We start from the raw sequence: 25,031 nt of genomic DNA on the forward strand, positions 1-25,031 counted from the left end.
TTTACAGTTTTTTATATTCAGTTAATAATTGTTCGTATGTAAATTCGCTTTCAACAAATTTTCTTTTATCATTTTTAATAAAAAGCGTCGCCGGAATACTTCCTGACCAGCTTGGATCAATTCGATCAATAAACTCTTGAGGATTACTTTCGTTTAAAAGAAAGACTTCATTCTTTAAATTTTTCCTTTTCACAAACGGAATTACATTCGATTGCAATTTGGATTTAAAATCTAAGCTTACCAATAAAACAGCTACTTTCTCTGATTTATGTTCTGCTCCCAATTTCTCGAAATGTGGCAATTCTTTTATGCATGGTGCGCACCAAGTTGCCCAAAAATTGACTACATAAGTGCTGTCTTTTCCGTTTTTAATTCTTTCGTTGAGCTGATTTATATTTAAAAGCTTTACGTTCTGATTGTATCCTTTTACGGAAAAAAGTAGAAAAAGAAGAAAGGAAATTTTTAAAAGTTTATTTTTCATAGACCTTTTGATCTTAAAATTAATTTGTTTCCTACAAATATAAACTAATGCTCAATTAGATTTTGTTAATGAAAATTTAATGAGTGTTTTAAGGAACAAAGGTTCAAAGTTGCAAAGAAACAAAGTTGCTTATCGTTGCTCATTTATAAAGGAAAACAAAATCTTATTTAATATTGTTACCTCTTCTTTATAACGTGGATAATCTGTTATGTTTCTTACGCTATGATTTTCCGTATTTGTCAATCCAATGTCATTTATTTCTAGAAATGGAGACTGCATTACCAATCCATTTAAAATGCAATCTGAGATATATTCTGAATGTGCTTCAAACTTTGGAATCGTGTTCAAATGTTTTAAAATAACGGGTTTTAAAATCGCTTTCTGATCACCAGAAATTCCAGTCATGGGTAGAAAAAGAAGAAACAGATTAGGATATTTTTCAAAAGACAATAATTCATCCAAAGTAAAAAACCAAGCTTCAAAATGTCCTCCTAAATTTCCTATGTAAATATCATTCAGAAAAAAATTGATTTCATATTCGGCAAACTCAACTGCAAAATTTAAATTATCATTTATTCTGCCTGCAACATATCTTGGATTTTCTTCTATATCATCATAATTAAAAAATATCCTTTCCCATTCATAAGCTTCTGTTTCATTAATTTCTACAACTTCTAGAGCTTCATCAATATTTACTTCTTCTTTCTCATCAAAACCTCGTGACCAGCAGAAATAATACTTCCAGAAAAAGGTATTATGGCTGAGTTCTTCGATTTGTATTGCTGTATTCATAATTACAAATTATCTTGAGGTGTCCACATTCTAAAAAATTTAAACATTTTAGAGTATTCTTCCCGTGGTACAAATGCCATACAAACTTCTCGGTTATCTAGTGCTGACTCGGTTAAAATAATATGGTCCGGTTCTTTTCCTGCATTTATAAATTCTGTTTCAGAAACCACGCAGACCACTTTTTTAAATATTCCGTTTACCCATTTCTGCATATTTTCGTTTTGCTCAAATTTTCTAAAACAGGCCAAAGATGCGTGGGCAGTTATTACCGGAACCAATTTGTCTGGAACGTCCTGTTTTACTAAAATGTACATTTTCATATTAAATCTTATTTCCTTTTTTGGGCATTATATCTATACTGCAAATATTTCTAACTACTTTTTCGTTTGATCTCAGGTTATAAACTACTGAAATTATTTAGAACAACTTTTCAAATAGTATTTTTTGTTCGTCTGATAATTGTCTGGCAATTTTAGCAAAATCTTTACTTTGCCCAAAAATGGTATACATAATGCTTTCCCAACAATAATCTGCCATTTCTTGAGGATTATCTCCACCATTTGAATATTCATTTAAATCTTCTTCGGTAAAATAATCCGAAATAAAATTCTCCTTACTATCCAACAATAATTTCAAATTCTTTTCATTTGTAAAATAAGAAATAAAGGTCTTATTATGCGGATGTTCCTGCATGGATAAAGCAGCATTGATAAAGACTTTTATCGATTTTTCGGTTATGCCGAATTTCTCCAAAAATACAGGCGTAAATTTGGCATGAACAGACTGATGTTCGCCATCAACTGTTTTATAATACTCAATTAGCGTATCAAAATATTCTTCGTCTTGTAATCCTAAAGCAAAAACGGCAAAAGTCGACGGCATGGCACAATTCTCGTCTTCAAGATTGTTGTACCATTCGTATTCTTTTTTAGCCAGATTAATATATTCTAAAATGTCCTTATGAAGGTTTGGATATTGAACAGCTCCAGCAAATAGATAGTTCTGTCCGCATTTTGGAAGTCCTTTTATCGGAAGCAACTCTTTGTTTTTGGATGAAAATGCGATTTCATAGCTTTTAGGAAAATCCGTCTTCAGAAGATTATTTACAAAATGTAATGCTTTTCTATAACTTTCTTCAGTTTCTGTAATCAGTTTTATATTGATTGTTGCAAAAACATCATTGGCTTTAGCTGTTAAATCACTGTCTTTGTACGCAATAAGTTCTTTGGGAAGTTTTCCTGTTCCGTTTTTCTTAAGCTGTTCTACTTCATCAGAACCTAATTCTGTTACAACATCAAAATATTCGTTTGCAGTAACCGTGGCATAACTTGGGCCGTATTTAATATGAGAAACGGCAATATAGCATATAAAACTTAAAAGCTCTTTTTGCTCTTCCGTCAATATGGGTTCTGGAATCTCTTCTGTTGTTTTGGGTATAAAAATCTTGTATTTGCCTTTTTTTACTCTTTCAAAACTATTAAAAACCAATTCGTCTGCTTGCAATCCTAATGTATAACGATAACTATCAAATCCAGTAAGTTTTCTAAGTTTTTCGACAAATGAAATATAAAATTCTTTTGAGAAAGGTCTGCTCTGGAAAAAATATTCGATTATGGATGATAGTAGAAATTTTTCACCCGAATCTAATACATAAGGATTTGGATACGATTTATCAATTGTAATTGTATTGTTATCAATCGCTTCAATGAATTTTTCTAAAAGCGATTCGTTACCTTCTATTTTTACTAAATAGTTTAATTCTCTCATTATATTTTTATTCGTTTTTCCTATAATTTCTTTAAATCCTCTTCGATTCGTTTTTTCCAAATCAGAAAAGTTTTTAAATCAATTTTTCCTTTTGATTTATTGTCTTCTAGTTCCTTTAATTCATGGCGGAGATCTCTGTATCGAATCTCATTTTCTGATGGTTCTTTTTGAGGATAAAGCACATCCAGCTCATCTTCTACATTTGTGGTTTTACTCAAGACTTCTTCTAACGAGTTTCCTAAAAACACCCAACAGTCATCATCATATCCAAGATTTCCAGCAGGAATGAGAATGATCGGGAACCCCTCGTTTTCTCTGAGATCATAAGCATAAAACTTCCCTCCACCATTAAAAGCTATTGGAAGAAATGCCGGCGCCCAAATTGGAAATCCGTAATTTATATACATCTGGCGAATTTCTTCTAACGAAAAAAAGCCAAATTCACGTTCGCCATTTATAATTCCACCACCGTTTGAATACTGCAAAAGTTCGATATATTCTTTTGGAAGCCTAAGCTGTTGAGGAATGCGGAAATATTTTGGATCTCTACCATTTGGATACAAACTCTCAATATCAGGAAAATTGTCAAACTCATCCTTTGAAAATAATTTGGTAAAGAAATCTTCTGAAACCGATTCTGTTAAAGCTGATTGCTTATCGAAAAAAGTAAATTTACTGAACCACATATTTATTCGGTTTTATCACCTTCATAAGCTTCTTCATCATCATACGAAAGATATGACCAATCGATATCAATATTCTCCAGAATGGCATCAAATCGTTCCTGATCGCTTGATCCAATAAAAGCTGCCGTACAATTGTTTTCCTGATCGAATGACAAACTGATTACTACATAAAAACCATCTGTATATACCTTTTGATTTTCTCTGCTGATTTCAGGAACAAGCGCATAATTTTCTTCAACCAGCTTTACAATTTCCGAATTAATTCCTCCAAAATGATTTCCATTAAATTGAAGTCCGCCCAATGTACCGCTGAAAACTGCCATTAGTAGAAAAAAGTTCTCCGTTGTTTGAGTTTCGATTTCCCAATCCGATTTTTCGATTGTATCGTAATTGCCGTAAACTGGAGGATTTTCCTTTGATAAATCTTCCTTTTTAATTCCCCAAAAAGCAACATTTTGATTTTCTTCGTAAAAAACCAGAAAATCATCATCTGAAAATCCGATTTCATTTTCAGGTTTCAAAAGTCTGTTAAAACTGTAATTGAGGTTTTCTTCTTTCCCTAATTCCAAATAGTATTCTTTGAGTTTTAAAGGAAGTTTACTCTCTAATGTTTTCTCAAGATCAAGGATTTGATTTTCTGAAAATCCGTAGTTTTCATTTTCAGACAAATTGTAAAGGCGTTTAATTTTTTGAATGTAATTCATTTTGGCTGTAGCTTTAATCAAATGTGAAAATACACAAAAACGGTGTAAGATTGCAACTACTTAATACTAGAAGTTTATTTTTTTTTTGAGAAGAATGAAGAATTGGTAAGAATTGTTTTTTTCTAGTCACTTTTTTTTGACTAATTGACTGGCGATGATATTCGGCTGAACTTTGCAGTAAATTCAAAACTCGGGAGTCATTTTAAAAATTTCTATGAAAATACTGTCGCTACTATTAATCCTGATTTGCAGTGTAAGCTGCCAGTCGCAAACAAATTTAAAAATGAGTGAAGACAAAACAAATCCGCTAATGTGTGATCCTGTTAGCGGAATGTGCGAGATGCCTGTTGGCGAAAAATCAAATGAAAAAACAGCTATTCCAACAGAAAATAAACCTGTAAAAATTATTTACTATACCGATCCTATTTGTTCTTCTTGCTGGGGAATTGAACCTCAGCTTAGAAAATTAAAACTTGAATATGGCGATTATTTTGAAATTGATTACCGAATGGGCGGTTTATTACCTGATTGGAGTTACAACAGTGGCGGAATAAGCAAACCTTCTGACGTTGCACATCATTGGAATGAAGCGAGTTTGTATTACGAAATGCCCATTGACGGAAATGTTTGGATTGAAGATCCGTTAGATTCTTCTTATCCTTCTTGTATTGCCATGAAAGCGGCTCAAATACAGAGTAAAGAAAAAGCTGTAAAATTTATGCGTGTTCTACGCGAAGAATTATATCTAAACAAAAAGAACATTGCCAAATGGGAAAACATAGCAGAAGCAGCAAAAATTGCTGGTTTGGATGTTCCAAAACTAAAAACCGATTATGATGGAGATGCCAAAAAACTTTTTCAAGAAGATTTAAACTTAGCCAAAACGCTTGGAGTACGAGGTTTCCCTACCTTATTTTTAGCCGATGCTGATAATAACCAATTAACGGTTTACGGTTCTAAACCTTATGCTTCTTATGAAAATGCTTTATTAGCATTATTTCCCGATGCAAAAAAGAAAACCATTAAAAATGAAAATCCGTTAGATTTGTTTGAGATTTTCCCAACATTAGCTCCAAAAGAGTATGCTGTAATTCAAAATATTTCAGTGAATGATGCCAAAATAATTTTAGAAGAATTTTTTAATAAGGGAAAATTAAATAAAAAAACGATAAAGAATGGTTCAATTTATAGTATTAAGTAATTTAAAAAATGTTCTAGCGGAACATGTCGTCGGTAAAAAAATAAATGCGGTTGTGAGTTTCGTCCCATAGGGAGGTTTCAATTTCGAAAATTAATTATAAAAATGCCATTTATTCTAAAATAAAAACAATAATCATTCACATTTAAAGTTGTGATTTGATCATACTAATTATTTTATCAGCTTCATGCTTAAATTGTTTTTGATATTTAGCTCTTATTGAACTTTTGTAAATTTTATCAAAATAGATCCAACCACCAATTTTTTGAATTATATATTTGGGTTGTGCATCAAAATTGTAACATTTATCTACAGGAAATTTTAATAAAAAATTTTGTAAAACTATATCAAGTAAGGATTGATCTAAAAAATTATTTTTTACTAAATCTATATATTCGAATTCACAATTATAATTCGAATCAAAATAGAGCTCACCTTTCAAATCATACGTGATATCATAGTATTCAATTAATTTTTCAAAACTTTCAAATGAAATAAGTTTTTCTGAATGACGTGGTAAAATTACAAATGGTTTTTCTCTGTCGTCAACTATTGAGATTATATCTCCATCAATTGTTGTTGCAATAGTTAAAGAATTTAAGGTAAGTTGTATTTCTTCATCCGTTAAATCCCATATATCCATATATTCTCCGAAATTTGATTTAACATAATTCTCATCAGGATAAAACATAATTATTAACTCAGTTATATTTCCTAATCCATAAGTAAATAAAAATTCTTTATAATCTGATGGTAATGTAAAATAAACAAGACTATCAATCTTTAGAAGATCAATTTTCTTTAAAGGTTTTATTTTTCCAATAATGTAAAACTCTTCCATAATACTTTATTTTTATTTAACACAATAAATACTTCATAATTCAAAGTAAAATTATATTAATATAAATTCAGAGAAGGACAATAAAAGTTTTTAAAGTATTATTTTAAGCTTAAAATGAATTACGAGGTTTTTAACAACCTTAAATCTCCTTCAAAATCAAATCGGCTACAACATCTATTGCCTGATTAATAATCTCTTCTGGATTTCCTTTAAACTCAAAACGTTTGGCAATTTGTATCTCACCAAAAATGATATGGATAAAAATGGTCCCAACAGGTTTAGACTCACTTTCGCTTCCGCCAGGTGTCGTTAATCCCGTTAATCCAACACAGATATCAGAATTAATGTAACGGTAAAAGTTCTGTGCCATTAACTTGGTAACTTCTGCAGATTCAGCACTGTATTGTTCAATTGTTCCCCACGGAATATGAAGCAAATCTTCTTTCATAGACGAATGATAACAAACCATTCCCCCAATCAGAATTCTTCCAGAATTAAAAACTGTTGAAAATTCATAACACATTTTTCCTGCCGAAGCACTTTCTGCAAATGCTATTGTTAAATTCTTTTCTATTAAAGCCTTACAACATGCCGTTACCTTATCTGATGCCATATCGATTAAATTTAATTGCAAATTAATTTCATTTCAAATGTAGATTGTTTAAACACAATTGCCTTACATAATTTCTTACAACATTTATAATATAAATAACTGTTAATTATGCAACTATAATGTTTTTTTCTATAAGGTTTCTGATCTATTTAGAGGGTAATTTTGTAAATACAGCTTTTCTTGGTGACCTTATAAAATTATAAGCCAGAAAAAATTAAAAGCCGAAAATAGGTCATTTAAAGAAAGCTCAAGGACAGAAATTACAGTGAAAACTATTGTAAAGATTTTTAAAGGTCTTCGTTGTGAAGATTCAATATTGAAAATAAAATAACAAATCAAAAAAACACTATTATGGAAAAGCAACATAACCATAATTATGGTCAATTTGATCCTGATTATATCGAACAAAACACCCTTGTAGATGGTACTTATTCTAATGAAGACGAATTTAAACAAGTTTTGAAAAAAAATGATAACCGAGAATTTGGCGAAAGCGATCCCGATTATTACGAACAAAATACGCTAGTTGATAATGACAATTATGCGCGAGATGAGGATCCGTATCAATATCAGGAAGAGTTTATTGAAGATCCTACGCGCCTAACAGGTGATTGTGAGTCTAATACCGCTATTCGTTCAGAAAATATTCCGAATCAGGAAAGAATCATCAATGAAGATGATGCCATTACAAACGACGGCACAGAAGATGACTTAAACGATGACTATGATCCGGATTTAGATTACGAAAAAGATCGTGAAAAAGAGGAAGATTTGGATAAGGATGAAGAATTGGATGATTTTGATGCAGAACATTATCCCGAAAACCATCCTAGAGAATAGCAAAAATTATCGTAAATTGTAAAGCATTAATTTATGTCAATAGCAGTTCAAATTGTCTGGCTTTTTGTATTAGCAATTCCGATTGCCTGCATCAGCTGGACTGTCACACATGAAGAGATTTTTAGAGAACCGCATGAATGGTGTGTCAAACATTCTAAAAATGACAAATTTATACTGTCAAGAAAATTTTTCTATCTCCTTACCTGTGAATATTGCTTTAGTCATTATGTTACAATTGCCTTTCTGATTATCTGCGATTATAAACTTTTGTTAAATGATTGGAGAGGATATATTTTGGCAGGGTTTTCTCTAGTTTTTATGGCAAATGTTTATATGAGTCTTTTTGCTCTATTGCGCCAAGCTATAAAAAAGGAAAAGGTCGAAATTGAGAAAATTGAAAGTGAAACTGACACTGAAAACAGTAAAAATTAAAAAATAACAAATAAGTATAATTAAAATTAATTGGCATTATGGAGAATTTAAATTTTATAGACCCATTATTACACGGAATTGAACCTCAAAAGCAACCGTTAAATCTGTCAGTAAAACAAATGGTTTGTGCTGGTGTCGGTGCTCTTGTTGCTGCGGCAGTTTTAAAACAAACGGGACATAAAAAAGTAGGCGCTGTTGTAGGCGGTCTTGCATTACCAATTTTAGCATCGGCCTGTTATAAAAAATACAGTCAAGTATCTAAAGAAAAAATTGATGCGCAGGCAAGCAGCGGTATCGAATACAATCATTAAACGTTTAAATAAATTATCATAAAAAAGAGTGCTTATTACTTTATAAGCGCTCTTTTTATTTTGATTGGATTGAATTAAGAAATATTGCCTTCAACCCAATTTAATGCTTTATTAAAATCAGCCTTTTTATAACCACGAAATTCACCTGGAACAATATAACTAAATCCATTTGTAAAGGAGATAATTTCTTCTGTATCGGTAACAATTGCAGCTCTATTCCATTTTCCTAAATGCTTAAGTCCCAAAAGCCCATCTTCTAGCCATGCTCCTGGTGTAAAATTTTTAATGTCTGTATCTAAGACCAATAAAAAATTAATTTCATTGACTTGTTTTACCAAATGCTCAACCGCTGGAGTTACTGTAGTCAAAAAATCTTCTTTTGTTACTTCTGCCAATGCTCTAAAGGCAACAATATTATCTGTGGTATCAATTTGATGTATCATGATTTTTATTCTTTTTGAGTTATTTTATACTGTTCATTTTTAAACATTTTAAGAATGTTCAACACATACTCAAATATACTCATTATCAATCAGATAACACTTACATTTAACTATTCGTTTATTATATTTTTTTAAGGTGCTAAGGTTCTGAGTTGATAAGGTTATAAGGTTTATATACTTTGTGTGTTAGATGCACTGCTGTGCATCTCTACGATTCTGTGATAAATATAAACCTAGATTATCGTATAATTTAATTACCAAAGATTTTCCGTAGAGACGCACTGCAGTGCGTCTAACAATTTGTGAAATCATACAGAAAATCAAATCGGAAAGACTTTGCGTTAGATGCACTGCAGTGCATCTCTACAGTTCTGTACGGAATATCATTATCTAAAAAGCCTTTGCAACTTTGTAACTTTGCAACTATAAACCTTAGAATCTTAGCATCTCAGAACCTTAGCGTCTTTAAAAGAAAAGCCTGCTTTTTGAAGCAGGCTTTTTGAAAAAAAAATAAAAAATAAACTAACACACAAACTTAATTGTATCCTTGATTTTGTTTGAATTCCTTAGTCACGTCGATAGTGGACTGCGGAATTGGGAAAACTCTTCTATATGGTTCTGAAGCTGGTTTTGCTGTTCCTGGAAGATCAAATTTCCCGAAACGAATCATTTGTGGTCTTCTGTATAATTCCCAGTATAATTCGAAACCAATTTCGTTATATAAAACAGTCTGATCGATTGCAGTCAAAGCTTTACCTGGAGTGCTTCCGTATAAAGATTCTCTTTTTCTACTTGTACGCAATTTGTTCAAATCATCCATTGCCTGACCCGTATTTCCTTTTCTGAAATAAGCTTCGGCTCTCATCGTGTAAATTCCTCCTAAACGGAATAAAGGAATATCAACATTACTGTTTCCGTTTCCTCCTTCTGGATCGAATTCATATTTGAAAATACGTGCTCCCTGATTGATCTCGTTCTGAGCAAAAACTGCCTGAGCCGGATTTTTGAAAGTCAAAGAAGGCGTAAAATCCATTCTTGTAGTTGTGCTTTTTTCCATGTATAACGGAGAAACTTTAATACGTCCGTTAACCATTTCTAAAGAACCAGATGACAATAAGATTGGTCCGTATTGAGGTCCAAATTCAATTCCTCTATTGAAGTGGAACCAAGGTAAATTAGCACTTTTCGGAACAATATCTGTTGCTGGAACACTTACATCTGTACCATCATTTTTAAACCAAGTTCCGTCAGCGTATTGGTATTTTTGTTGAAATCTCGGATCATCGTGATTTCCATTCCATGTTGCAAAAAACTCAGGAGTTGTGCAAGCCGCGTTTGTTCCTCTATTGGCTGCAGATGTTCTCTGGTTACGCTCCATACATACATAAGCAAAACTGTTAGAACCGTTTCTGATGTAATCTATCTTCTGAGAAATAGCAAAAATTAACTCTTTTCCTTTATCATTGTCTCTTGCGAAGTTTTTGAAATAATCGCTTTCTAAAGAGTACTTTCCAGAATCAATCAATAATGAAGTATAATAAATTACACGATCCATATCTGTTCCTGTACCCGTTGTGGCAGCTTCAGTAAAATTAAAACTTGAAGCCGCATTAAAACGATCTTTAAAAACCGCACGATTCAAATACATAGTTGCTAAGAATCCATAAGCTGCTTCTCTTGTAAATCTTCCGTGATGTGTTTGCTGTGTTCCCATTTCTGCTAAATCTGGCAATAAAGCTTCAACATCTTTAATTAATTGATCGATTTGCGTATCGGCTTTTAAAATCTGTAAAGGCGCATTTGGATTCATCGGATCTCTGTAAGGCGCTTGTCCGTACAAATCTAAAGTTGTGTATAAATAATAGGCTAAAAGTCCTTTCGCTTCCGCTAAAAACAATTTCTTCTCGGGAATTGAACTTTCTTCCACTGATTGAATTGCAGTTAACGAACGCGTAATTCCGTTTGTCAATTTGTTCCAGTTATCCACTACAACAGCATTATCAGATTTCCATGTAAACTCATGCATATCTCTCCATTTTCCGCCATCTCCCCAGTCACTTCCTCGTGTTGGCAAAATTGCTTCGTCTGTCGTGTATTCCTGCAAAGAAAAAATACCGCCGTGATCTACAAACGTTCCGTCTCCTAAACGGTCGTAAGCAGCCGCAAGAGCTCCAGCAGGGTTTGAAGCATCTTCTCCTAAAACCTCATCCAAAACAACTTCGTCAAGGTTAGTACAGCTTGCAAAAAGCCATATAAAAGAAAATATAGCTAATGTTTTTATATTAAAAATTGTATTTGTCTTCATAATAATTATAGTTTTAAAGTTGCTCCAAAACTGAATGTTCTAGAAGTTGGATAACTTGCATAATCGATACCAATAGATTGGTTTCCTCCATTTGATTTTGGACTGTTAATTAACGGATCGTAACCTGTATAATTGGTAATCGTAATTAAGTTCTGACCTGTTATGTAAAGCGTTAATCCGTTGATCCAGTTTAATCCTTTCAAATCGAAGTTGTAACCAATACGAGCTGTATTTAATCTAATAAAATCTGATTTTTCTAAGAAAAGTGTTGACAAGATTGGTGAGTTTGCAGCATTTGCCCCAGACTCATAATAACCTGTTGCCACGTTACGGTCTGATGCTAAGTTGTTTATATTTAATGCATTTAAACCTGTATTATTCAATAAATAACCACCTGTTTGTCCGATGATAGAGAACGAAAACGTAAAGTTTTTGTATCTCATGTCACTATTAAATCCGTAGTAGAAAGTTGGAAGTGCGCCTTCAATAATAATTCTATCGCTGTTATCAATTTTGCCATCTCCATTCTGATCTTTAAAAATATTTCCTCCATTTGCATCAAAACCAATGTGCTCCAATAAATAGAAAGATCCAGCTGCATAACCGCTTTTGTAAATATTTGCATTTACTCCAGATTGTCCAGGTCCTGAAATTGTTCCTGTTAAGATTTCTGAAACTGGAAGATCTTCAATCTTGTTATTTAATGTTGCTCCGTTCATGTCAATATTCCAAGAAAAGTTCTTAGTATCTACTATTTTTGAACCTAACATAAACTCAATACCTTTATTGATAATTTTACCGTCAATATTGGTCCAGATTGTAGTGGTTGGACTCAAAGCTTGAGAAGGAACATTCAAAATAGCATCTGTAGTGGTTTTATTGAAATAATCTAACGTTCCGTACAATTTGTCGTTCCATAAATTGAAATCTAAACCTACGTTAAATTGCGTCACAACCTCCCATTTCAAATCAGGATTTGGTGTTCTATTTACCGAAACTCCATTTACTAGATTTAAATCATCATATAAATAATATCCATCAGCTCCAGACAATGAATAACTTGCCTGCGTAATTTTATTTTCAACTTCTTGGTTTCCTGTCTGTCCCCAGCTTGCTCTAAGTTTTAAATTGTTTAATGTTGAAGATTCTTTTAAGAAACTTTCGTTAGCAATATTCCATCCTAAAGCAAATGATGGGAAATAACCGTATTTGTTGTTTTTACCAAAGCGAGTAGATCCGTCACCTCTCATAGAAGCTGTTAGAAGATATCTATTATCGAAATTATAATTCAACCTTCCAAAATAAGACTGTAATTCGTTTTCCTGCGCATAACCTGTCGTTCCAGATTGAGTACCTTTAAAACCTGGATTTATGGAAGGAGGAACTCCTTCACCTTGGTTTGAAATTCCGTCAATACTGAAGCTTGTTCCTGATCTTTCAAATTTTTGATATGAAAAACCTCCTAAAGCTTCAATTTTATGTTTATCTAAATTTAAATTGTAAGTCAGATAATGCTCTACCAAAGAGTTTTTAGAATCTAAATTATTCTGAACATATTTCCCTTTCGGATTCAAATCTGTTAAGTTTGGAAAAATAGTAGTATTTCGCTCTGACATCGAACGATCGATACCAAGGTTCAATTTATACTCTAATCCGTTAACGATTCTAAAAGAAGTTTCAAAGTTTCCTAAAACTCTTAAAGTACGAGTTTGATCAGTATAAATGCTTAATAGATATGCTGGATTATAGTGCGCATTCATATTAAAATTGGTATAATTTCCATTTGCATCAAAAACCGATCTAGTTGGGTTTGCCATTAATGTGTGAACCAACAATTGTCCATTAGAACCTCCATCATCACTTGTAGGAACACCATCGTCTTTGGTTTCACTAGCCGTAAGATTAAATTTTAATTTTAAACGTTTATTGTCTAGAAATGACTCAGCAGCATTAATTCTTCCTGTCAAACGCTTAAAATTGCTGTTTCTAATAATACCTTCTTGATCCAATTGCGACACAGAAGCATAATAATTTCCTGATTCTGTTTGTTTAGAAAATGCTAGCGAATTACTTTTTGTAATAGCCTCTCTAAAAATAACATCTTGCCAATCTGTATTCCCACCGTGATCAAAAGCTTTATCTTTAATTGCACTTCTATATTGACCTGCACTCAAAACATCTAATTTATTAGCTACAGTAGAAATTCCTAAAGACGAATCAAAAGTTAGAGTTCCATCTCCTTTTGCTCCCTTTTTAGTCGTTACCAAAACAACTCCGTTAGACCCTCTTGCTCCATAAATTGCAGAAGCAGATGCATCTTTCAAAACTGTAATCGATTCGATATCACTATTATTCAAAAAGTTTAAAGGGTTTTTAGCTTGCGAACTTCCAAAACCAACATTCGTTCCAGATGGGCTCACATCGTCATTAGACAACGGAATTCCGTCAACGACAAACAAAGGCGTACTTCCGCTTCTAATAGATCCAACACCTCTAATAGTTACGTTTACTCCCGCTCCAGGCTCACCGCTTGTACTAACCACACGAACACCCGCAACTTTTCCTTGAATTAAATTATCTGGCGAAATGCTTACTCCTTGTTTAAAGTTTGCCGCTTCCAATTGCGTAACTGCTCCCGTAACGTCTTTTTTAGATTGTTTTCCGTAACCAACAACCAAAACTTCATTTAATTCTGCAGTAGCTGGCTCTAACTGAATTGTCATAAAACCGCTCTGTGCAGGAACCGTTTTAGATTTGTATCCTACATACGAAATATTGATTGTTTTTCCTTCTCCTACAGTAAGTTCAAAAACACCGTCAAAATCGGTCACTGTTGAGTTTGAAGTGCTCGTTTCTATTACAGATGCACCTGGAATAGGCAATTTATTTTCATCTACAACTTTTCCTTTTATTTTAATTCTCTCAATAGCTTTGGTATTTACTGCTTTTGGCTCAGCTGTTTTTTGAATTAAAATTAATTTACCATTAATGTTATAATTGAAATTGGCTTTTTTAGAAAGGTCATTCAAAATCGCCGTAATAGATTCTGAATTAAAATTTACTGTATAAGCCGTATTATCAGCAATTATGGCTTGTCCGTAACTAAATTTGTAGTCGGTCTGCTTTGTTAATTTTGAAAAAATAGAGACAAGAGTCGCTTTTTCTATTTTATTTGCTATTTTTGACTCTTTTAATAAAGTTTTACTATAACCGCTCTGAAAGGCAAGTAAAGCTAGAACTAAAAAGACAAAACTCTTTAGATTTAAATAAGAAGGTTTAAAATACATGATTTAAGTAATTGTTTTTACGATGCTTAATTTATTAATGGCAGTTGTTCCCGCAACTGCTTTTTTTGTTTTTAATCCACTTTTACTATTTCGCCATAGACTTTGAATTTTAGGTTTGTGATATAATTTATTTGTTCCAAAACATTTTCTAATGTCGCGTCCTTCTTAATGAATACCGTTAACGGCGTTGCTAATACGTGTTTATTGTTATACTCAAATGAAACTCCGTATTTATATTGTAAAATGGTGATTACTTGTTTTAAAGTAGTTTGATCTAAAGTAACATCTTCATTATACCAATTCACCAAAAATGCTTTATCGGCCAATTGTTTGGTTAATTTTTGACCTTCAAATAAAGCTTCCTGATTCGGTACTAAATCAACGCTCTGCCCTTTTCCAGACACATTTACTTTTCCGGTTACTACAATTACCTTACAGTTTAATTTTGATAATTGAATGTGAAATGAAGTTCCTACAACTCTGGTTTTTATTTCGCCAGAATGAATAATAAAAGGATGTTTTTTGTCTTTGGCGACTTCAAAAAACGCGTTTCCTTTTAATAAAGAAACCGTTCTTTGATCGCCTGCAAATTTTTCAGGATACTGAAATGATGAGTTTGCTGCCAGATAAATTTTCGAACCGTCACTTAATTGGATAGATTTGGGAATCGATGACGTTTTAAATGTGATTTGTTTTTGGTTTAAAACATTTGGTCTCAAGAAAAATCCTAAACCAAGCAGAAAAAGAATGCTGGCAGCAGCTATATATTTTAAATAAGGAAGGAAAGATTTCTTCTTTCCAATTCTTAACTGAATTTCATCGTACATATTTTGAGACTCGATTTCAGGATTTCCCATAAAATCATTATCCCATTTTGATTCTTGATATTCGCTGAAAGCAAAATCATGTAATAAATTTTCTTCTGCCGATGAAGTTTTTCCTCGCGAACTTTTATCCAGCAAATACTCTAAACTATGTTTGATTCTTTTTATCATAAATACTTATTGTTATGAATAAGTACCAGAATCTCGAAATCGTACTATCGCCAAATATTATGAAAACATCAAGCGAAAGTTATTTTAAAATTTTTGATTGAAAATAATAAATGGAGCTAGCCAAGCCAAGTCTTTTAAGCCTTCGCGAAGTTGTTTTACCGCCGATGAAATCTGATTTTTTACGGTTTGTTTCGAAATTCCAAGTTCTTCTGCAATCTGATCGATTGTCATATCTTGAAATTTATACATCAGCAAAACTTCTTTTCTTTTCTCTGGAAGTTTGTCTAATAGAGCATAAAGCAGATCCATCACTTCTGGATCAATTGTCGAAAAATTGTCGATAATGTAGTCTTCGAATTTTTCTTCTAAAATCGTCTTATCAAAACGATTGTTCTGATAATGTTTAAAGACTTGATTTTTTACGGCGCGAAACAAAAAAGGTTCAATCGCCTGAATATTCAGCTCTTCTTTTCTTTCCCATAAATCCACAAAAACATCCTGAACGATGTTCTGCGCCAAGTCTTTATCCTGAGTCATCGTATAAGAAAATGCGTTAAGCTTTTTCCAATATTGATTATACGTTTGTTCAAAAATTTCAGGATTATTCATATTATAATTACAGGCTTTTTAATATCGTAAAATAATAAAATGAAAAGCCAATGCTTTTTGTGTCAAGGTTATCTTTAAATTAATAAATAAACACGTTTGTTGTATTAATACTACTTTTTTATGGATAAAAGAGGAATGTCTTTGCGATTTCTTTTTTTTAATCTAACATAAAACCCAAAGGCAGATTTTAACTTAGTGCCTTTCAAAAAATGCAATTTTCTTTTGATGCGTCCCAATCAACAGTATCAATTACATTTTAGAATTATGAAACCATTTTTGTTCACTTTATTATTAGCAGGAGCTTTAAGCGCCCAGACCCAAAACGACAATCTGAAAATAAACCAGATTCAGGTTATCGGATCGCATAACAGCTATCGTCACGCGATCGAAACCGACTTATACAATACGATTCAAGCACGAGATACTTCTCGTTCGCTTAAAGGCCTGCAATACACTCACATCAGTATTACAGATCAATTAAACAAAGGTCTACGCAATCTGGAAATTGATATTTTTGCTGACGCGAAAGGCGGAAAATATACTCATCCGAAAGGTTTAGATATCGCAAAATCTGAAGAAGCGTACGACCCAGATGGATTAATGAAAAAACCTGGCTTTAAAGTTTTCCACATGCCGGATATCGATTTTAGAACTTCTTGCTACACTTTTGAAATCTGTTTGCAGGAACTAAAAAAATGGTCTGATGCCAATCCAAATCATGTTCCCGTTTTTATCACTTTAGAACCAAAAGACGGCGATGCTAATTTCTTCGGAACAAAACCAGAAGATTTCACTGCATCCGTTTTTGATGAAATGGATAAAGTAATTCGAAAAGAATTAGGAAAAGACAAATTGATTACGCCAGATATGGTACGAGGAAAATATAAAACACTCGAAGAAGCCGTTTTGCATGACAACTGGCCAACTTTAAAAGAAGCAAAAGGACGATTTTTATTCTTATTAGATAATAACGGCGCAAAAAGAGATTTGTACGCATTGAATCATCCGTCCCTTAAGGGACGCGCCATTTTCATTAACGCCGAACCCGGAAAACCAGAAGCCGCAGCATTATTCAGAAATAATTCTGAAGATCCGCAAATTGAAGATTTAGTTAAAAAAGGATACTTAATAAGAACAAGAGCCGATTCTGATACCAAAGAAGCACGTGCTAACGATTATTCGCATTTTGAAGCAGCTAAAAAATCAGGCGCACAAATTATCACAACCGATTATTATCTTCCAAGCACTTTCTTTAATTCGCCATATCAGATTAAATACGATGATGGAAGTTATGTGAGAAATAATCCTGTTACTGGAAAATAGTTTTTTTTTTGTTTCAGGTTTCAAGTTTCAAGTTATTTCTGGAACGGGAAACCTGAAAATTGAAACAATAATAATTTTAACCGCAAAGAGCGCAAAGAGTTACGCAAAGTTCGCAAAGATTTTTATTTAAGGTTATGTTTATAAACGCAAAGTTCGCAAAGCTTTATGTATGTAGTTTGTAAATATAGCCCGCGGTTTCAACCGCGGGAACGCTCAGGAAGAAAACATGCATGATGCTCGTTTAGAAATGTAGAGAGGGCAATGATATACATTGTGTTCCTGCGGTTGAAACCGCAGGCTATGTTTGATAATTATTCTTTTTAAAAACATAAAATCCACAAAGCTTTGCGACCTTATTTATTTTATAAATCATGCTCAAAAATCTTTGCGAACTTTGCGTAAATCTTTGCGCTCTTTGCGGTTAAAAAAAACAAACCCTATGAATTCAAGATATACAATATTATACATGTTAGCTTTCCTAGTTTTTTTTAATAACGTAGCATCAGCACAAAAAGCAAAAAACCTCAACGGAACGCAAATCGCATTTCTATCAGATGTACATCTACAGGATTTATTCGGCCAGTTTTCAGATTCAGATTATAAAGGCGTTTTGAATCCGAAAACGGGAGAATATGTTTTGGTGCGAACGATGTCATCTCAGCTGCATTCTACTCGAATATTCAATGAAAATTATTTCGCCTTTATAGCAGCTTTAGAAGATATCGCTAAACGAAAAATCAAATATGTAGCGCTTCCCGGAGATTATACAGATGATGGTCAACCAATTCACGTTCGCGGATTAGCCAAAATATTAGAACAATACACCAAAAAGTACGGAGTAGAATTCTTCATAACCACAGGAAATCATGATCCGGTTGGGCCATTTGCTCAAGAATCTGGAAAAGAAGATTTCTTAGGAAAAGAAGGTAAAAGTCAACCCATTTATAGCAAAGAAGGCCTTTATAAGCCCAATTTAAACATCGAACATCCAGTAGTTGTTACCGCCGACATTGCTAAAATGGGTTATTTAGGAATTACAGATCAGCTTCATAATTTTGGTTTTCATCCGAATAAAAAACACAAATTCTGGGCAACTCCATTTTCTACTTATTCAAGTGAAAATTATACATTCGAAAAGGCTTTAGAAAGTGCTAAACTAGAAAATCGTGTTTATGAAGTCACACCTGGTTACGAAGTTCCAGATGTTAGTTACATTGTAGAACCAATCGATGGACTTTGGTTAATGGCAATTGACGGAAATGTTTATATTCCGAAGAAAAATGCTTCTACAGAAAAAGATTCTAAGAATTACAGCGAAGCCAGTACAGGTTACAATAATGTACTTTTTAACAAAAAACATCTCATAAAATGGGTTGAAACGATTTCGGCGGAAGCCAAAAAACAAGGAAAAACTTTAATCGCTTTCAGTCATTTTCCAATGATTGATTTTAATGATGACGCTTCCGTGGAAATTAAAGAATTACTTGGTCCAAACAAATGGCAGTTAAATCGTGTTCCTGTTGAAGAAGTAGCACAAGTATTTGCAGATGCAGGATTGAAGATTCATTTTGGAGGTCACATGCATATCAACGATACGGGTGTAAGAACTTCTGCAAAAGGAAATACTTTGGTTAACATTCAGACACCATCTTTAGCAGCTTATATTCCCGCCTACAAATTATTGACTTTCAAAAAAGATAATCTTGTAGATATTCAAACCATTACTGTTGATGATGTTCCGAGATACAATGAACTTTTTGATTTATACAAAATGGAATATAAGTTTTTGGAAAGTCAGAACATGCAAGACATTTGGAATATTGATATTTTAAAAACGAAAAACTATCATGATTTTACCGATTTTCATTTAAAAGAATTAGTTCGCCTTCGTTTCTTAAAAGACGATTGGCCTTCTGCTTTCAAAGATTTTATATTAAATGTTTCTGCAAAAGATTTATTGGTTTTAGCTAATATGCAATCGAATCAAGATTTTGATTTTATTTTTAAAAATAAAGAACAGTTTCAAAAAGAATGGAATGAAGCTGAAGCTAAATCAGAAAAAATCCTAGCTCAAAATAATCTTAAAAAAGAAAACTTCAATTGGACTGGTTATGATCTTCTGGTAGATTTTTATCGGTTTAGAAGTGCCGATGAATTGGCTCTTGCCGATGTTGGAATTCAGAGAGCAAAAGAATACAAAGTTTTGTCAAATTTATTTTTAGAAGGTTCTAAAGCTGATCTTTCAAAAGATAATCCGCTCCAAAAACAGATGAAGTTATTCCTAATCATCTTCAATAAATTTATGCGCGAAGTTCCAGCAGATCATTTTACAGTTGATTTGAAAAATGGCGCGATTAAGAGCGTGAAGTGATTTTTTTTTTGAGGATGTTTTTTTTAACGCAAAGAGCGCAAAGGTTTTTCGCAAAGTTCACAGAGTATTTTGAGTAAGATTTTACAAATCAAAGTTCGCAAAGCTTTATGAATTCTAGATTTACAGAAAAAATAATTTTAGCAAAATAAATTTTAACATAGCTCGCGGTTTCAACCGCGGGTACTTACGGATAGGCAATATGCATAGTGTTCCTGCGGTTGAAACCGCAGGCTATATTCACTAAGCTCCAAAAAAGATATCCGTAAAGCTTTGTGCCCTTTTATATTTTTCAAAATTTAGCTCAAAAAAACTCTGCGAACTTTGCGTAAAATCTTTGTGAACTCTGCGTTACAAAAAAACGCCTTTAATGAACTCTGCGTAAACCTTAGCGCTCTTTGCGTTAAAAACAAAAAAAGGCCGTCCAAATAGACAGCCCTTTTCATCACATTAAAACCTAAAATTTAATGTATCTAAAACCATTATGGCAAATGGGTTAGGGTTATTTTTTAATAAAACGTCTTACCGTTTTGATTCCGTTTTTCTCTACCGAAATCAGATAAATTCCTGTTTTTAAAGTCGAAACATCAATGCTGTTATTGTTTACAGTTTGAGAAAAAACAGTTGCACCACCTTCTGTGTTAATGACATTTACATTTCCGCCAGAAACCTCTGTGCTAAAGAAAAGCTGACTTTCAGTCGGATTCGGGTAAATTTCTAAACTCGCAATGGATTGTTCTGAACTCGCAGGAGCAGATTTAGCCGTTGAACCCGATTTTGTAATTCTAAACCAATTTATATTAAACCCTGTGTTCTGAACATATATCCCGAAATTGTACGTTCCAGCATTTACATTTACGGTTTGAGTAATCGTCTGCCAGTTTTGCCAACCACCAGTATTCGGAACATTTACGGCACCAAGCTGAATCGTTCCAGCATTTAAATCAGATGATAATCTTCCGCCTGTAACGGCACTTGCAACTCGATATTCTATTTGATAAGAGCCAGAAGTTGGGAAATTAATATTGTAATAAGCCATCCAATCGCCTGTATCACAATATCCAACGTTTAGTCCACCGCCTGTATCGGTTGTAGCTTCGGTTTGAACACCACTCATCGTATTATAATTTTCAGCCTGAATTGTAGTTCCAGTTGCCGGAGGATTACTTCCTGTAATTACCTGATTAATTGCTGTTAGTAAAGATTTTGAGCCTGTTGCATCTTGAGATAATTCCCAAATCATAACTCCGCCTGCGTTCTGAATCGCAAAAGTCGTTTTTTGTTTGATGGTCGGAATCCCGTTATAATAAATGGTGTTTCCAACTTGATCTAAATTTTCAGCTCCTGGATATTGAGCTACAATATTAGCATAAGAAATTCCCTGATTGGCAGAAGCTCCAAAACCATAGCCATAAAACGGAAGACCGATGATAGCCTTACTTGCTGGCAATCCTCTTCCTGTCCAGTAATTAAACTGATTTACCGCCATGCTGTAAGGAGAATGCTGACCCGGATTGTTTGGCGCCCAAGGCCCAGTTGCATCATAAGCCATGATATTGATCCAGTCGTAAGCCGCAAAAGTAGATGAAGGTACATTGGCACCACCATATCCTTCTGAAAGTGCTGCTGAAATCAATTTACCGTTAGCATGCAGTTTATTAGCCAGAGCAATTACAAATCCGCCATAATCTCCATTAATTGCTGGACCTTCTAGATCAACATCTACTCCATCAAAATTATGAGCTACGACATAATCATAAATCTTCTGAATAAAAGCCGTTCTATTGGCCGGTGTAATTAAATTGAAATAATTATCACGAATTGCTCCGCCTTCAGAAACAGAACCACCTCCAAGCGATACAAAAACTTTTACGTTTTGAGCATGTGCAGCATTTATTATTGCATTACTTCCTGAATTAAAACTTAGATAACCATTTGCATCAGGATTTTCAAAAGCAATATTAATGTGCGTTAATTTACTGTATTGAACAGTGCTTGAAAAAGCATTCAAATCAATCCAATTCGGAATGTAAGCTATCACTTTTTTCTGGGCTGTCGCTAAATTAAAAGCACCCAACACTAAAATAATCATGCATTTCTGCAGCATTCTTTTGTAATTGTTTTTCATAATAATTGTTTTAATAGATTAATAAACTCGTAAACATGGGACGGTTATTTGAGTTGTATATTTTTTAATTTTAGATTTCAGACTTTAGATTTCAGATTTGATTTGTAATCTAATTTCGTTGAACTAACACTACTTAATTATTATCTAAGATCTAAAGCCTGAGATCACTTTTTAAAACTATTTTTTTATGAAACGTTTGATTGTTTGTTTGCCATCTTTCTCAAAAACTATAAAATAGATTCCTTTTCTAAGATGCGAAACATCAAAACTATTGTTGTTGATTTTTTGAGATGCTACAGTAGATCCTGTTTGTGAATCGACTATTTTTACACTTCCTCCAGAAAGATCTGTTGTTACATACAACGTATTTTCAACTGGACTTGGATAAACATTTAAAACTGTTTCAGCTGGTTCTTCAACAGTTTCAACTGAAGACATTCGTGCAGTTCCTCCCGCTACTTTTGTAATTTTAATCCAGTTGATATTCATTCCTGTATTCTGAATGTAGATTCCGAAATTATATGTTCCTGCATTTACATTTACAGTCTGCGAAACGGTTTGCCAATTTTGCCAACCTCCAGTATTCGGAATATCAACATTTCCTAAAAGAATTGCTCCAGCATTAAAATCAGAAGATAATCTTCCGCCCGTAACACCGCTTGCTACTCGATATTCAATTAAATAAGAACCAGTTGTTGGGAAATTAATATTGTTATACGCCAGCCAATCGCCTGTTTCTGTATAACCAACGTTTGAACCTCCACCTGCATCTGTAGTCGCTTCGACTTGAATACCGCTCATTGCTGAATAATCTTCTGCCTGAATTAATACAGAAGTTTGTGAACTTGTAGCTGGAACTAACTTCCATTGTCCACAAGTCTGATTGTTATTATCCCATTGCTGTACAATTGCCCCAGAAGCTGTACTTGCTCCTGCCACCTCAACAATTCTTCCGCTATGACGGGCAACAATTTTATAATAGCCATCGCCTGTTGCAACCAAAATAAACTGCTGATTTGTTGTATCATTGTATGGATACTGTTCTACTCTTGCGCCATTTGCTTTATTGAAGTTATTAATGTCCATTGACATTCCGCTATGGTTGGCAATAATTTTATACATTCCATCACCTAAATGCGTAAAAGTAAATTTCTGATTGTTTCCAGAATTCAAAGCGCCTTGATTGATTCCTGCTCCGTTTGACATACTAGAATTCCAAACGTCCATATATAAACCACTATTTCTGTTTTGAAGAAAGAAAGTCTGGTTTCCTAAAGTTGCCGTTCCGTTTGCAATAATTCTGATTGAACTTACTTTATCATTCCAAGTGGTATTCAAACAAGAATTATCAGAATTAATTACCGTTGAAGCTCCGCCGAAATTATCATCTTGATATAAAATCGCCTGATAACCTTGAGTTATTTTAAGTGAAGAAATGTCATCATTTAAAACTCCTAAAGAATTTAAACGAGCCAGATTATAATCTCCAATTGTTAATCCGCCAGAAAAACCTGTGTAGTTACAATCTTTGTAAACTGTGATTACATCTGTTGTAGCTGGAACTGAAGGCGTAGTAAGTCCATAATAACCTCCAAATGTTGCAATAACTTTTGTTGGCTGTGGCGAGTGAAGTGATGGCGATTGATCGGCAACATCATCATACGCAAATCCGTAAGCCAAATTATCAATATTGATTCCTGGTAAATGCCAGAATTTAGAATAATGATTGGTTGGGTTTGTTTGATAATATTTTGAAGCATCGTACCAATTTTGCTGTCCCGGATTTGCAGTTGTTGTATTTACAACATGTCGGTTAATCGCAGCCGTTAATTGTGACTGAATTACAAGATCTAAATCTCCATCAACCAATCTTCTATCCAAAACGCCTTTTCCTTCAAGAGCTTCCTGAGTTGTTGGTCGGTTTTGAACACGTCCAGTTCTTCCAACAAAAGCACCAGATTGTCCCACCATTTCTAATTGCTCACCAATAACTCTTCCTTTAAAAACTCCTGCATCTCCTGCATAAAAGATCAGATCTTCATTTTTGTATTTATTCCAAATCGCATCGATATACGATTTTAAATAATTGGCGTATGGTCCTGATCCTTCAGCGTAAGCTGCAGTTTTAGAAGGTGCTGTAATTTCGCCTGTTACATCATTGACACAGCCTTGAAATTCTGCTGGAACATTCGCTTTAAAAGCGGCAACAATATCAGCGTGTTTTTTCAAGTCTCCCACTTTCTTTTGGTAGCCGTTAGCACCAAACAATTCCAATCCCATTGGATATTTGTATGAATCGACTCTTGTTGGATTTCCGAAAAAACCATATTGATTATTGGTCAATTCGATCATTTCATACAAAATTCCCTGATTTGGGTCTGTTGCGTTCTGCGGATTTGGAGATGCATATCCCGAAGGTGCTCCGCTGGCTCCAAAAAAGTAAAAATAAAGCTGAGAACCTTTAGAAATAAAAACTCGACATCCTGCAATTAATGGCAAAGTGAAGGTTTTGTTTGGAATTTCACTCAGTTTTGTAAAACATGCCGCATATTTTGAGTTTTGTCCCGGTCCTGTGTTTCCGCCGTAAGTGGGTCCTGTAACAGTATTATAAGAAGCATTCATGGGTAAAACCTGACTTGTCTTGGCATTGACCCAAACGTGGTTTCCTGTGGTATAATCGATTCCTACAATCGCAACATATAGGTCGCTGTCGGCAAATGTCGAATTATTACTAATCGTAAATGGTACAGGCCCTTGAGCATGTATTAGGCTTGAAAACACTAAAAAAAGTGTCATCAAAAAAGAAAATCTTTGAAGTCTAATTTTATTCATATCTAAATAATTTTGGGGTTACATAATAATTAGATTCTAAAACTAAAGTCATTTTCAAATGACTAAATAATTCCGT

Annotated in this window: 21 protein-coding genes; 6 read left to right on the forward strand and 15 right to left on the reverse strand. The window is 33.5% G+C overall.

What is annotated here, in order from left to right:
* Position 1: 1 nt before the first annotated feature.
* The 6 genes from NCC77_RS15410 to NCC77_RS15435 all read right to left on the reverse strand — a co-directional run bounded on the left by NCC77_RS15410 (position 2) and on the right by NCC77_RS15435 (position 4,430).
* Positions 2 to 481: a TlpA disulfide reductase family protein gene (locus tag NCC77_RS15410; protein ID WP_095930722.1), complete on the reverse strand. Its 480-nt coding sequence runs from the start codon at positions 479 to 481 to the stop codon at positions 2 to 4.
* Positions 482 to 610: 129 nt separating this feature from the next.
* Complete coding sequence (locus tag NCC77_RS15415) at positions 611 to 1,273, reverse strand: Imm19 family immunity protein (RefSeq protein ID WP_250836384.1); 663 nt, start codon at positions 1,271 to 1,273, stop codon at positions 611 to 613.
* Between the two features lie 2 nt (positions 1,274 to 1,275).
* A complete protein-coding gene (locus NCC77_RS15420; protein WP_250836385.1) occupies positions 1,276 to 1,593 on the reverse strand; it encodes an aminoacyl-tRNA hydrolase in 318 nt (105 codons plus the stop codon).
* Between the two features lie 97 nt (positions 1,594 to 1,690).
* A complete protein-coding gene (locus tag NCC77_RS15425; protein ID WP_250836386.1) occupies positions 1,691 to 3,040 on the reverse strand; it encodes a DUF6138 family protein in 1,350 nt (449 codons plus the stop codon).
* Positions 3,041 to 3,060: 20 nt separating this feature from the next.
* Positions 3,061 to 3,726 carry an SMI1/KNR4 family protein gene (locus NCC77_RS15430; protein WP_250836387.1) on the reverse strand — a complete coding sequence of 222 codons (666 nt, stop codon included), beginning with the start codon at positions 3,724 to 3,726 and terminating at the stop codon, positions 3,061 to 3,063.
* Between the two features lie 2 nt (positions 3,727 to 3,728).
* Positions 3,729 to 4,430, reverse strand: a complete 702-nt coding sequence (locus NCC77_RS15435; protein ID WP_250836388.1) for an SMI1/KNR4 family protein — start codon at positions 4,428 to 4,430, stop codon at positions 3,729 to 3,731.
* Between the two features lie 283 nt (positions 4,431 to 4,713).
* Between NCC77_RS15435 and NCC77_RS15440 the strand changes: the two genes are divergently transcribed.
* A complete protein-coding gene (locus NCC77_RS15440) occupies positions 4,714 to 5,631 on the forward strand; it encodes a DsbA family protein (protein WP_250836389.1) in 918 nt (305 codons plus the stop codon).
* Between the two features lie 142 nt (positions 5,632 to 5,773).
* Here the strand turns inward: NCC77_RS15440 and NCC77_RS15445 are convergent, their stop codons facing one another.
* Together NCC77_RS15445 and NCC77_RS15450 are read right to left on the reverse strand one after the other, a co-directional pair.
* Positions 5,774 to 6,469 (reverse strand): SMI1/KNR4 family protein, encoded by a 696-nt coding sequence (locus NCC77_RS15445; RefSeq protein ID WP_250836390.1) that lies wholly within the window; start codon positions 6,467 to 6,469, stop codon positions 5,774 to 5,776.
* Positions 6,470 to 6,608: 139 nt separating this feature from the next.
* Complete coding sequence (locus tag NCC77_RS15450; protein ID WP_250836391.1) at positions 6,609 to 7,082, reverse strand: CinA family protein; 474 nt, start codon at positions 7,080 to 7,082, stop codon at positions 6,609 to 6,611.
* A gap of 351 nt (positions 7,083 to 7,433) precedes the next feature.
* Between NCC77_RS15450 and NCC77_RS15455 the strand changes: the two genes are divergently transcribed.
* From NCC77_RS15455 to NCC77_RS15465, 3 genes are read left to right on the forward strand one after another with little or no spacing between them, the layout of a single operon-like run.
* Positions 7,434 to 7,922 (forward strand): hypothetical protein, encoded by a 489-nt coding sequence (locus NCC77_RS15455; RefSeq protein WP_250836392.1) that lies wholly within the window; start codon positions 7,434 to 7,436, stop codon positions 7,920 to 7,922.
* A gap of 33 nt (positions 7,923 to 7,955) precedes the next feature.
* Positions 7,956 to 8,354: a hypothetical protein gene (locus tag NCC77_RS15460; protein WP_250836393.1), complete on the forward strand. Its 399-nt coding sequence runs from the start codon at positions 7,956 to 7,958 to the stop codon at positions 8,352 to 8,354.
* A gap of 38 nt (positions 8,355 to 8,392) precedes the next feature.
* A complete protein-coding gene (locus NCC77_RS15465; RefSeq protein ID WP_250836394.1) occupies positions 8,393 to 8,665 on the forward strand; it encodes a PrgI family protein in 273 nt (90 codons plus the stop codon).
* 74 nt (positions 8,666 to 8,739) lie between these two features.
* On the opposite strand, the gene NCC77_RS15470 is transcribed toward NCC77_RS15465, so the two are convergent.
* The 5 genes from NCC77_RS15470 to NCC77_RS15490 form a co-directional block, all read right to left on the reverse strand.
* A complete protein-coding gene (locus NCC77_RS15470; RefSeq protein ID WP_095930732.1) occupies positions 8,740 to 9,108 on the reverse strand; it encodes a SpoIIAA family protein in 369 nt (122 codons plus the stop codon).
* A 535-nt stretch (positions 9,109 to 9,643) separates the two neighbouring features.
* Entirely contained in the window at positions 9,644 to 11,413 is a 1,770-nt protein-coding gene (locus NCC77_RS15475) for a RagB/SusD family nutrient uptake outer membrane protein (RefSeq protein ID WP_250836395.1), read from the reverse strand.
* Positions 11,414 to 11,418: 5 nt separating this feature from the next.
* Positions 11,419 to 14,700, reverse strand: coding sequence for a SusC/RagA family TonB-linked outer membrane protein (locus tag NCC77_RS15480; protein ID WP_250836396.1), 3,282 nt, complete (start codon positions 14,698 to 14,700; stop codon positions 11,419 to 11,421).
* 71 nt (positions 14,701 to 14,771) lie between these two features.
* Positions 14,772 to 15,695, reverse strand: a complete 924-nt coding sequence (locus NCC77_RS15485) for a FecR family protein (protein WP_250836397.1) — start codon at positions 15,693 to 15,695, stop codon at positions 14,772 to 14,774.
* 84 nt (positions 15,696 to 15,779) lie between these two features.
* Positions 15,780 to 16,304 carry an RNA polymerase sigma-70 factor gene (locus tag NCC77_RS15490; protein WP_250836398.1) on the reverse strand — a complete coding sequence of 175 codons (525 nt, stop codon included), beginning with the start codon at positions 16,302 to 16,304 and terminating at the stop codon, positions 15,780 to 15,782.
* Positions 16,305 to 16,568: 264 nt separating this feature from the next.
* On the opposite strand from NCC77_RS15490, the gene NCC77_RS15495 reads away from it, so the two are divergent.
* Both NCC77_RS15495 and NCC77_RS15500 read left to right on the forward strand, forming a co-directional pair.
* The gene (locus NCC77_RS15495) at positions 16,569 to 17,627 is read left to right on the forward strand and encodes a phosphatidylinositol-specific phospholipase C1-like protein (RefSeq protein ID WP_250836399.1); all 1,059 of its coding nucleotides are present in this window, start codon (positions 16,569 to 16,571) and stop codon (positions 17,625 to 17,627) included.
* Between the two features lie 439 nt (positions 17,628 to 18,066).
* Positions 18,067 to 19,998 (forward strand): metallophosphoesterase family protein, encoded by a 1,932-nt coding sequence (locus NCC77_RS15500; RefSeq protein WP_250836400.1) that lies wholly within the window; start codon positions 18,067 to 18,069, stop codon positions 19,996 to 19,998.
* A gap of 499 nt (positions 19,999 to 20,497) precedes the next feature.
* Here NCC77_RS15500 and NCC77_RS15505 read toward each other — a convergent pair whose 3' ends face one another.
* Both NCC77_RS15505 and NCC77_RS15510 read right to left on the reverse strand, forming a co-directional pair.
* Entirely contained in the window at positions 20,498 to 22,123 is a 1,626-nt protein-coding gene (locus NCC77_RS15505) for a glycosyl hydrolase family 18 protein (RefSeq protein WP_250836401.1), read from the reverse strand.
* Positions 22,124 to 22,300: 177 nt separating this feature from the next.
* Complete coding sequence (locus tag NCC77_RS15510) at positions 22,301 to 24,955, reverse strand: beta-1,3-glucanase family protein (protein WP_250836402.1); 2,655 nt, start codon at positions 24,953 to 24,955, stop codon at positions 22,301 to 22,303.
* Between the last annotated feature and the right edge of the window lie 76 nt (positions 24,956 to 25,031).

The organism is Flavobacterium tyrosinilyticum (assembly GCF_023656565.1).
Taxonomy (GTDB): domain Bacteria; phylum Bacteroidota; class Bacteroidia; order Flavobacteriales; family Flavobacteriaceae; genus Flavobacterium; species Flavobacterium tyrosinilyticum.

What these genes read in the sequence shown, in the direction of transcription:
- NCC77_RS15410 (WP_095930722.1), bottom strand. Translation starts at nt 481, where the DNA reads ATGAAAAATAAACTTTTAAAAATTTCCTTTCTTCTTTTTCTACTTTTT.
- NCC77_RS15415 (WP_250836384.1), bottom strand. Translation starts at nt 1,273, where the DNA reads ATGAATACAGCAATACAAATCGAAGAACTCAGCCATAATACCTTTTTC.
- NCC77_RS15420 (WP_250836385.1), bottom strand. Translation starts at nt 1,593, where the DNA reads ATGAAAATGTACATTTTAGTAAAACAGGACGTTCCAGACAAATTGGTT.
- NCC77_RS15425 (WP_250836386.1), bottom strand. Translation starts at nt 3,040, where the DNA reads ATGAGAGAATTAAACTATTTAGTAAAAATAGAAGGTAACGAATCGCTT.
- NCC77_RS15430 (WP_250836387.1), bottom strand. Translation starts at nt 3,726, where the DNA reads ATGTGGTTCAGTAAATTTACTTTTTTCGATAAGCAATCAGCTTTAACA.
- NCC77_RS15435 (WP_250836388.1), bottom strand. Translation starts at nt 4,430, where the DNA reads ATGAATTACATTCAAAAAATTAAACGCCTTTACAATTTGTCTGAAAAT.
- NCC77_RS15440 (WP_250836389.1), top strand. Translation starts at nt 4,714, where the DNA reads ATGAGTGAAGACAAAACAAATCCGCTAATGTGTGATCCTGTTAGCGGA.
- NCC77_RS15445 (WP_250836390.1), bottom strand. Translation starts at nt 6,469, where the DNA reads ATGGAAGAGTTTTACATTATTGGAAAAATAAAACCTTTAAAGAAAATT.
- NCC77_RS15450 (WP_250836391.1), bottom strand. Translation starts at nt 7,082, where the DNA reads ATGGCATCAGATAAGGTAACGGCATGTTGTAAGGCTTTAATAGAAAAG.
- NCC77_RS15455 (WP_250836392.1), top strand. Translation starts at nt 7,434, where the DNA reads ATGGAAAAGCAACATAACCATAATTATGGTCAATTTGATCCTGATTAT.
- NCC77_RS15460 (WP_250836393.1), top strand. Translation starts at nt 7,956, where the DNA reads ATGTCAATAGCAGTTCAAATTGTCTGGCTTTTTGTATTAGCAATTCCG.
- NCC77_RS15465 (WP_250836394.1), top strand. Translation starts at nt 8,393, where the DNA reads ATGGAGAATTTAAATTTTATAGACCCATTATTACACGGAATTGAACCT.
- NCC77_RS15470 (WP_095930732.1), bottom strand. Translation starts at nt 9,108, where the DNA reads ATGATACATCAAATTGATACCACAGATAATATTGTTGCCTTTAGAGCA.
- NCC77_RS15475 (WP_250836395.1), bottom strand. Translation starts at nt 11,413, where the DNA reads ATGAAGACAAATACAATTTTTAATATAAAAACATTAGCTATATTTTCT.
- NCC77_RS15480 (WP_250836396.1), bottom strand. Translation starts at nt 14,700, where the DNA reads ATGTATTTTAAACCTTCTTATTTAAATCTAAAGAGTTTTGTCTTTTTA.
- NCC77_RS15485 (WP_250836397.1), bottom strand. Translation starts at nt 15,695, where the DNA reads ATGATAAAAAGAATCAAACATAGTTTAGAGTATTTGCTGGATAAAAGT.
- NCC77_RS15490 (WP_250836398.1), bottom strand. Translation starts at nt 16,304, where the DNA reads ATGAATAATCCTGAAATTTTTGAACAAACGTATAATCAATATTGGAAA.
- NCC77_RS15495 (WP_250836399.1), top strand. Translation starts at nt 16,569, where the DNA reads ATGAAACCATTTTTGTTCACTTTATTATTAGCAGGAGCTTTAAGCGCC.
- NCC77_RS15500 (WP_250836400.1), top strand. Translation starts at nt 18,067, where the DNA reads ATGAATTCAAGATATACAATATTATACATGTTAGCTTTCCTAGTTTTT.
- NCC77_RS15505 (WP_250836401.1), bottom strand. Translation starts at nt 22,123, where the DNA reads ATGAAAAACAATTACAAAAGAATGCTGCAGAAATGCATGATTATTTTA.
- NCC77_RS15510 (WP_250836402.1), bottom strand. Translation starts at nt 24,955, where the DNA reads ATGAATAAAATTAGACTTCAAAGATTTTCTTTTTTGATGACACTTTTT.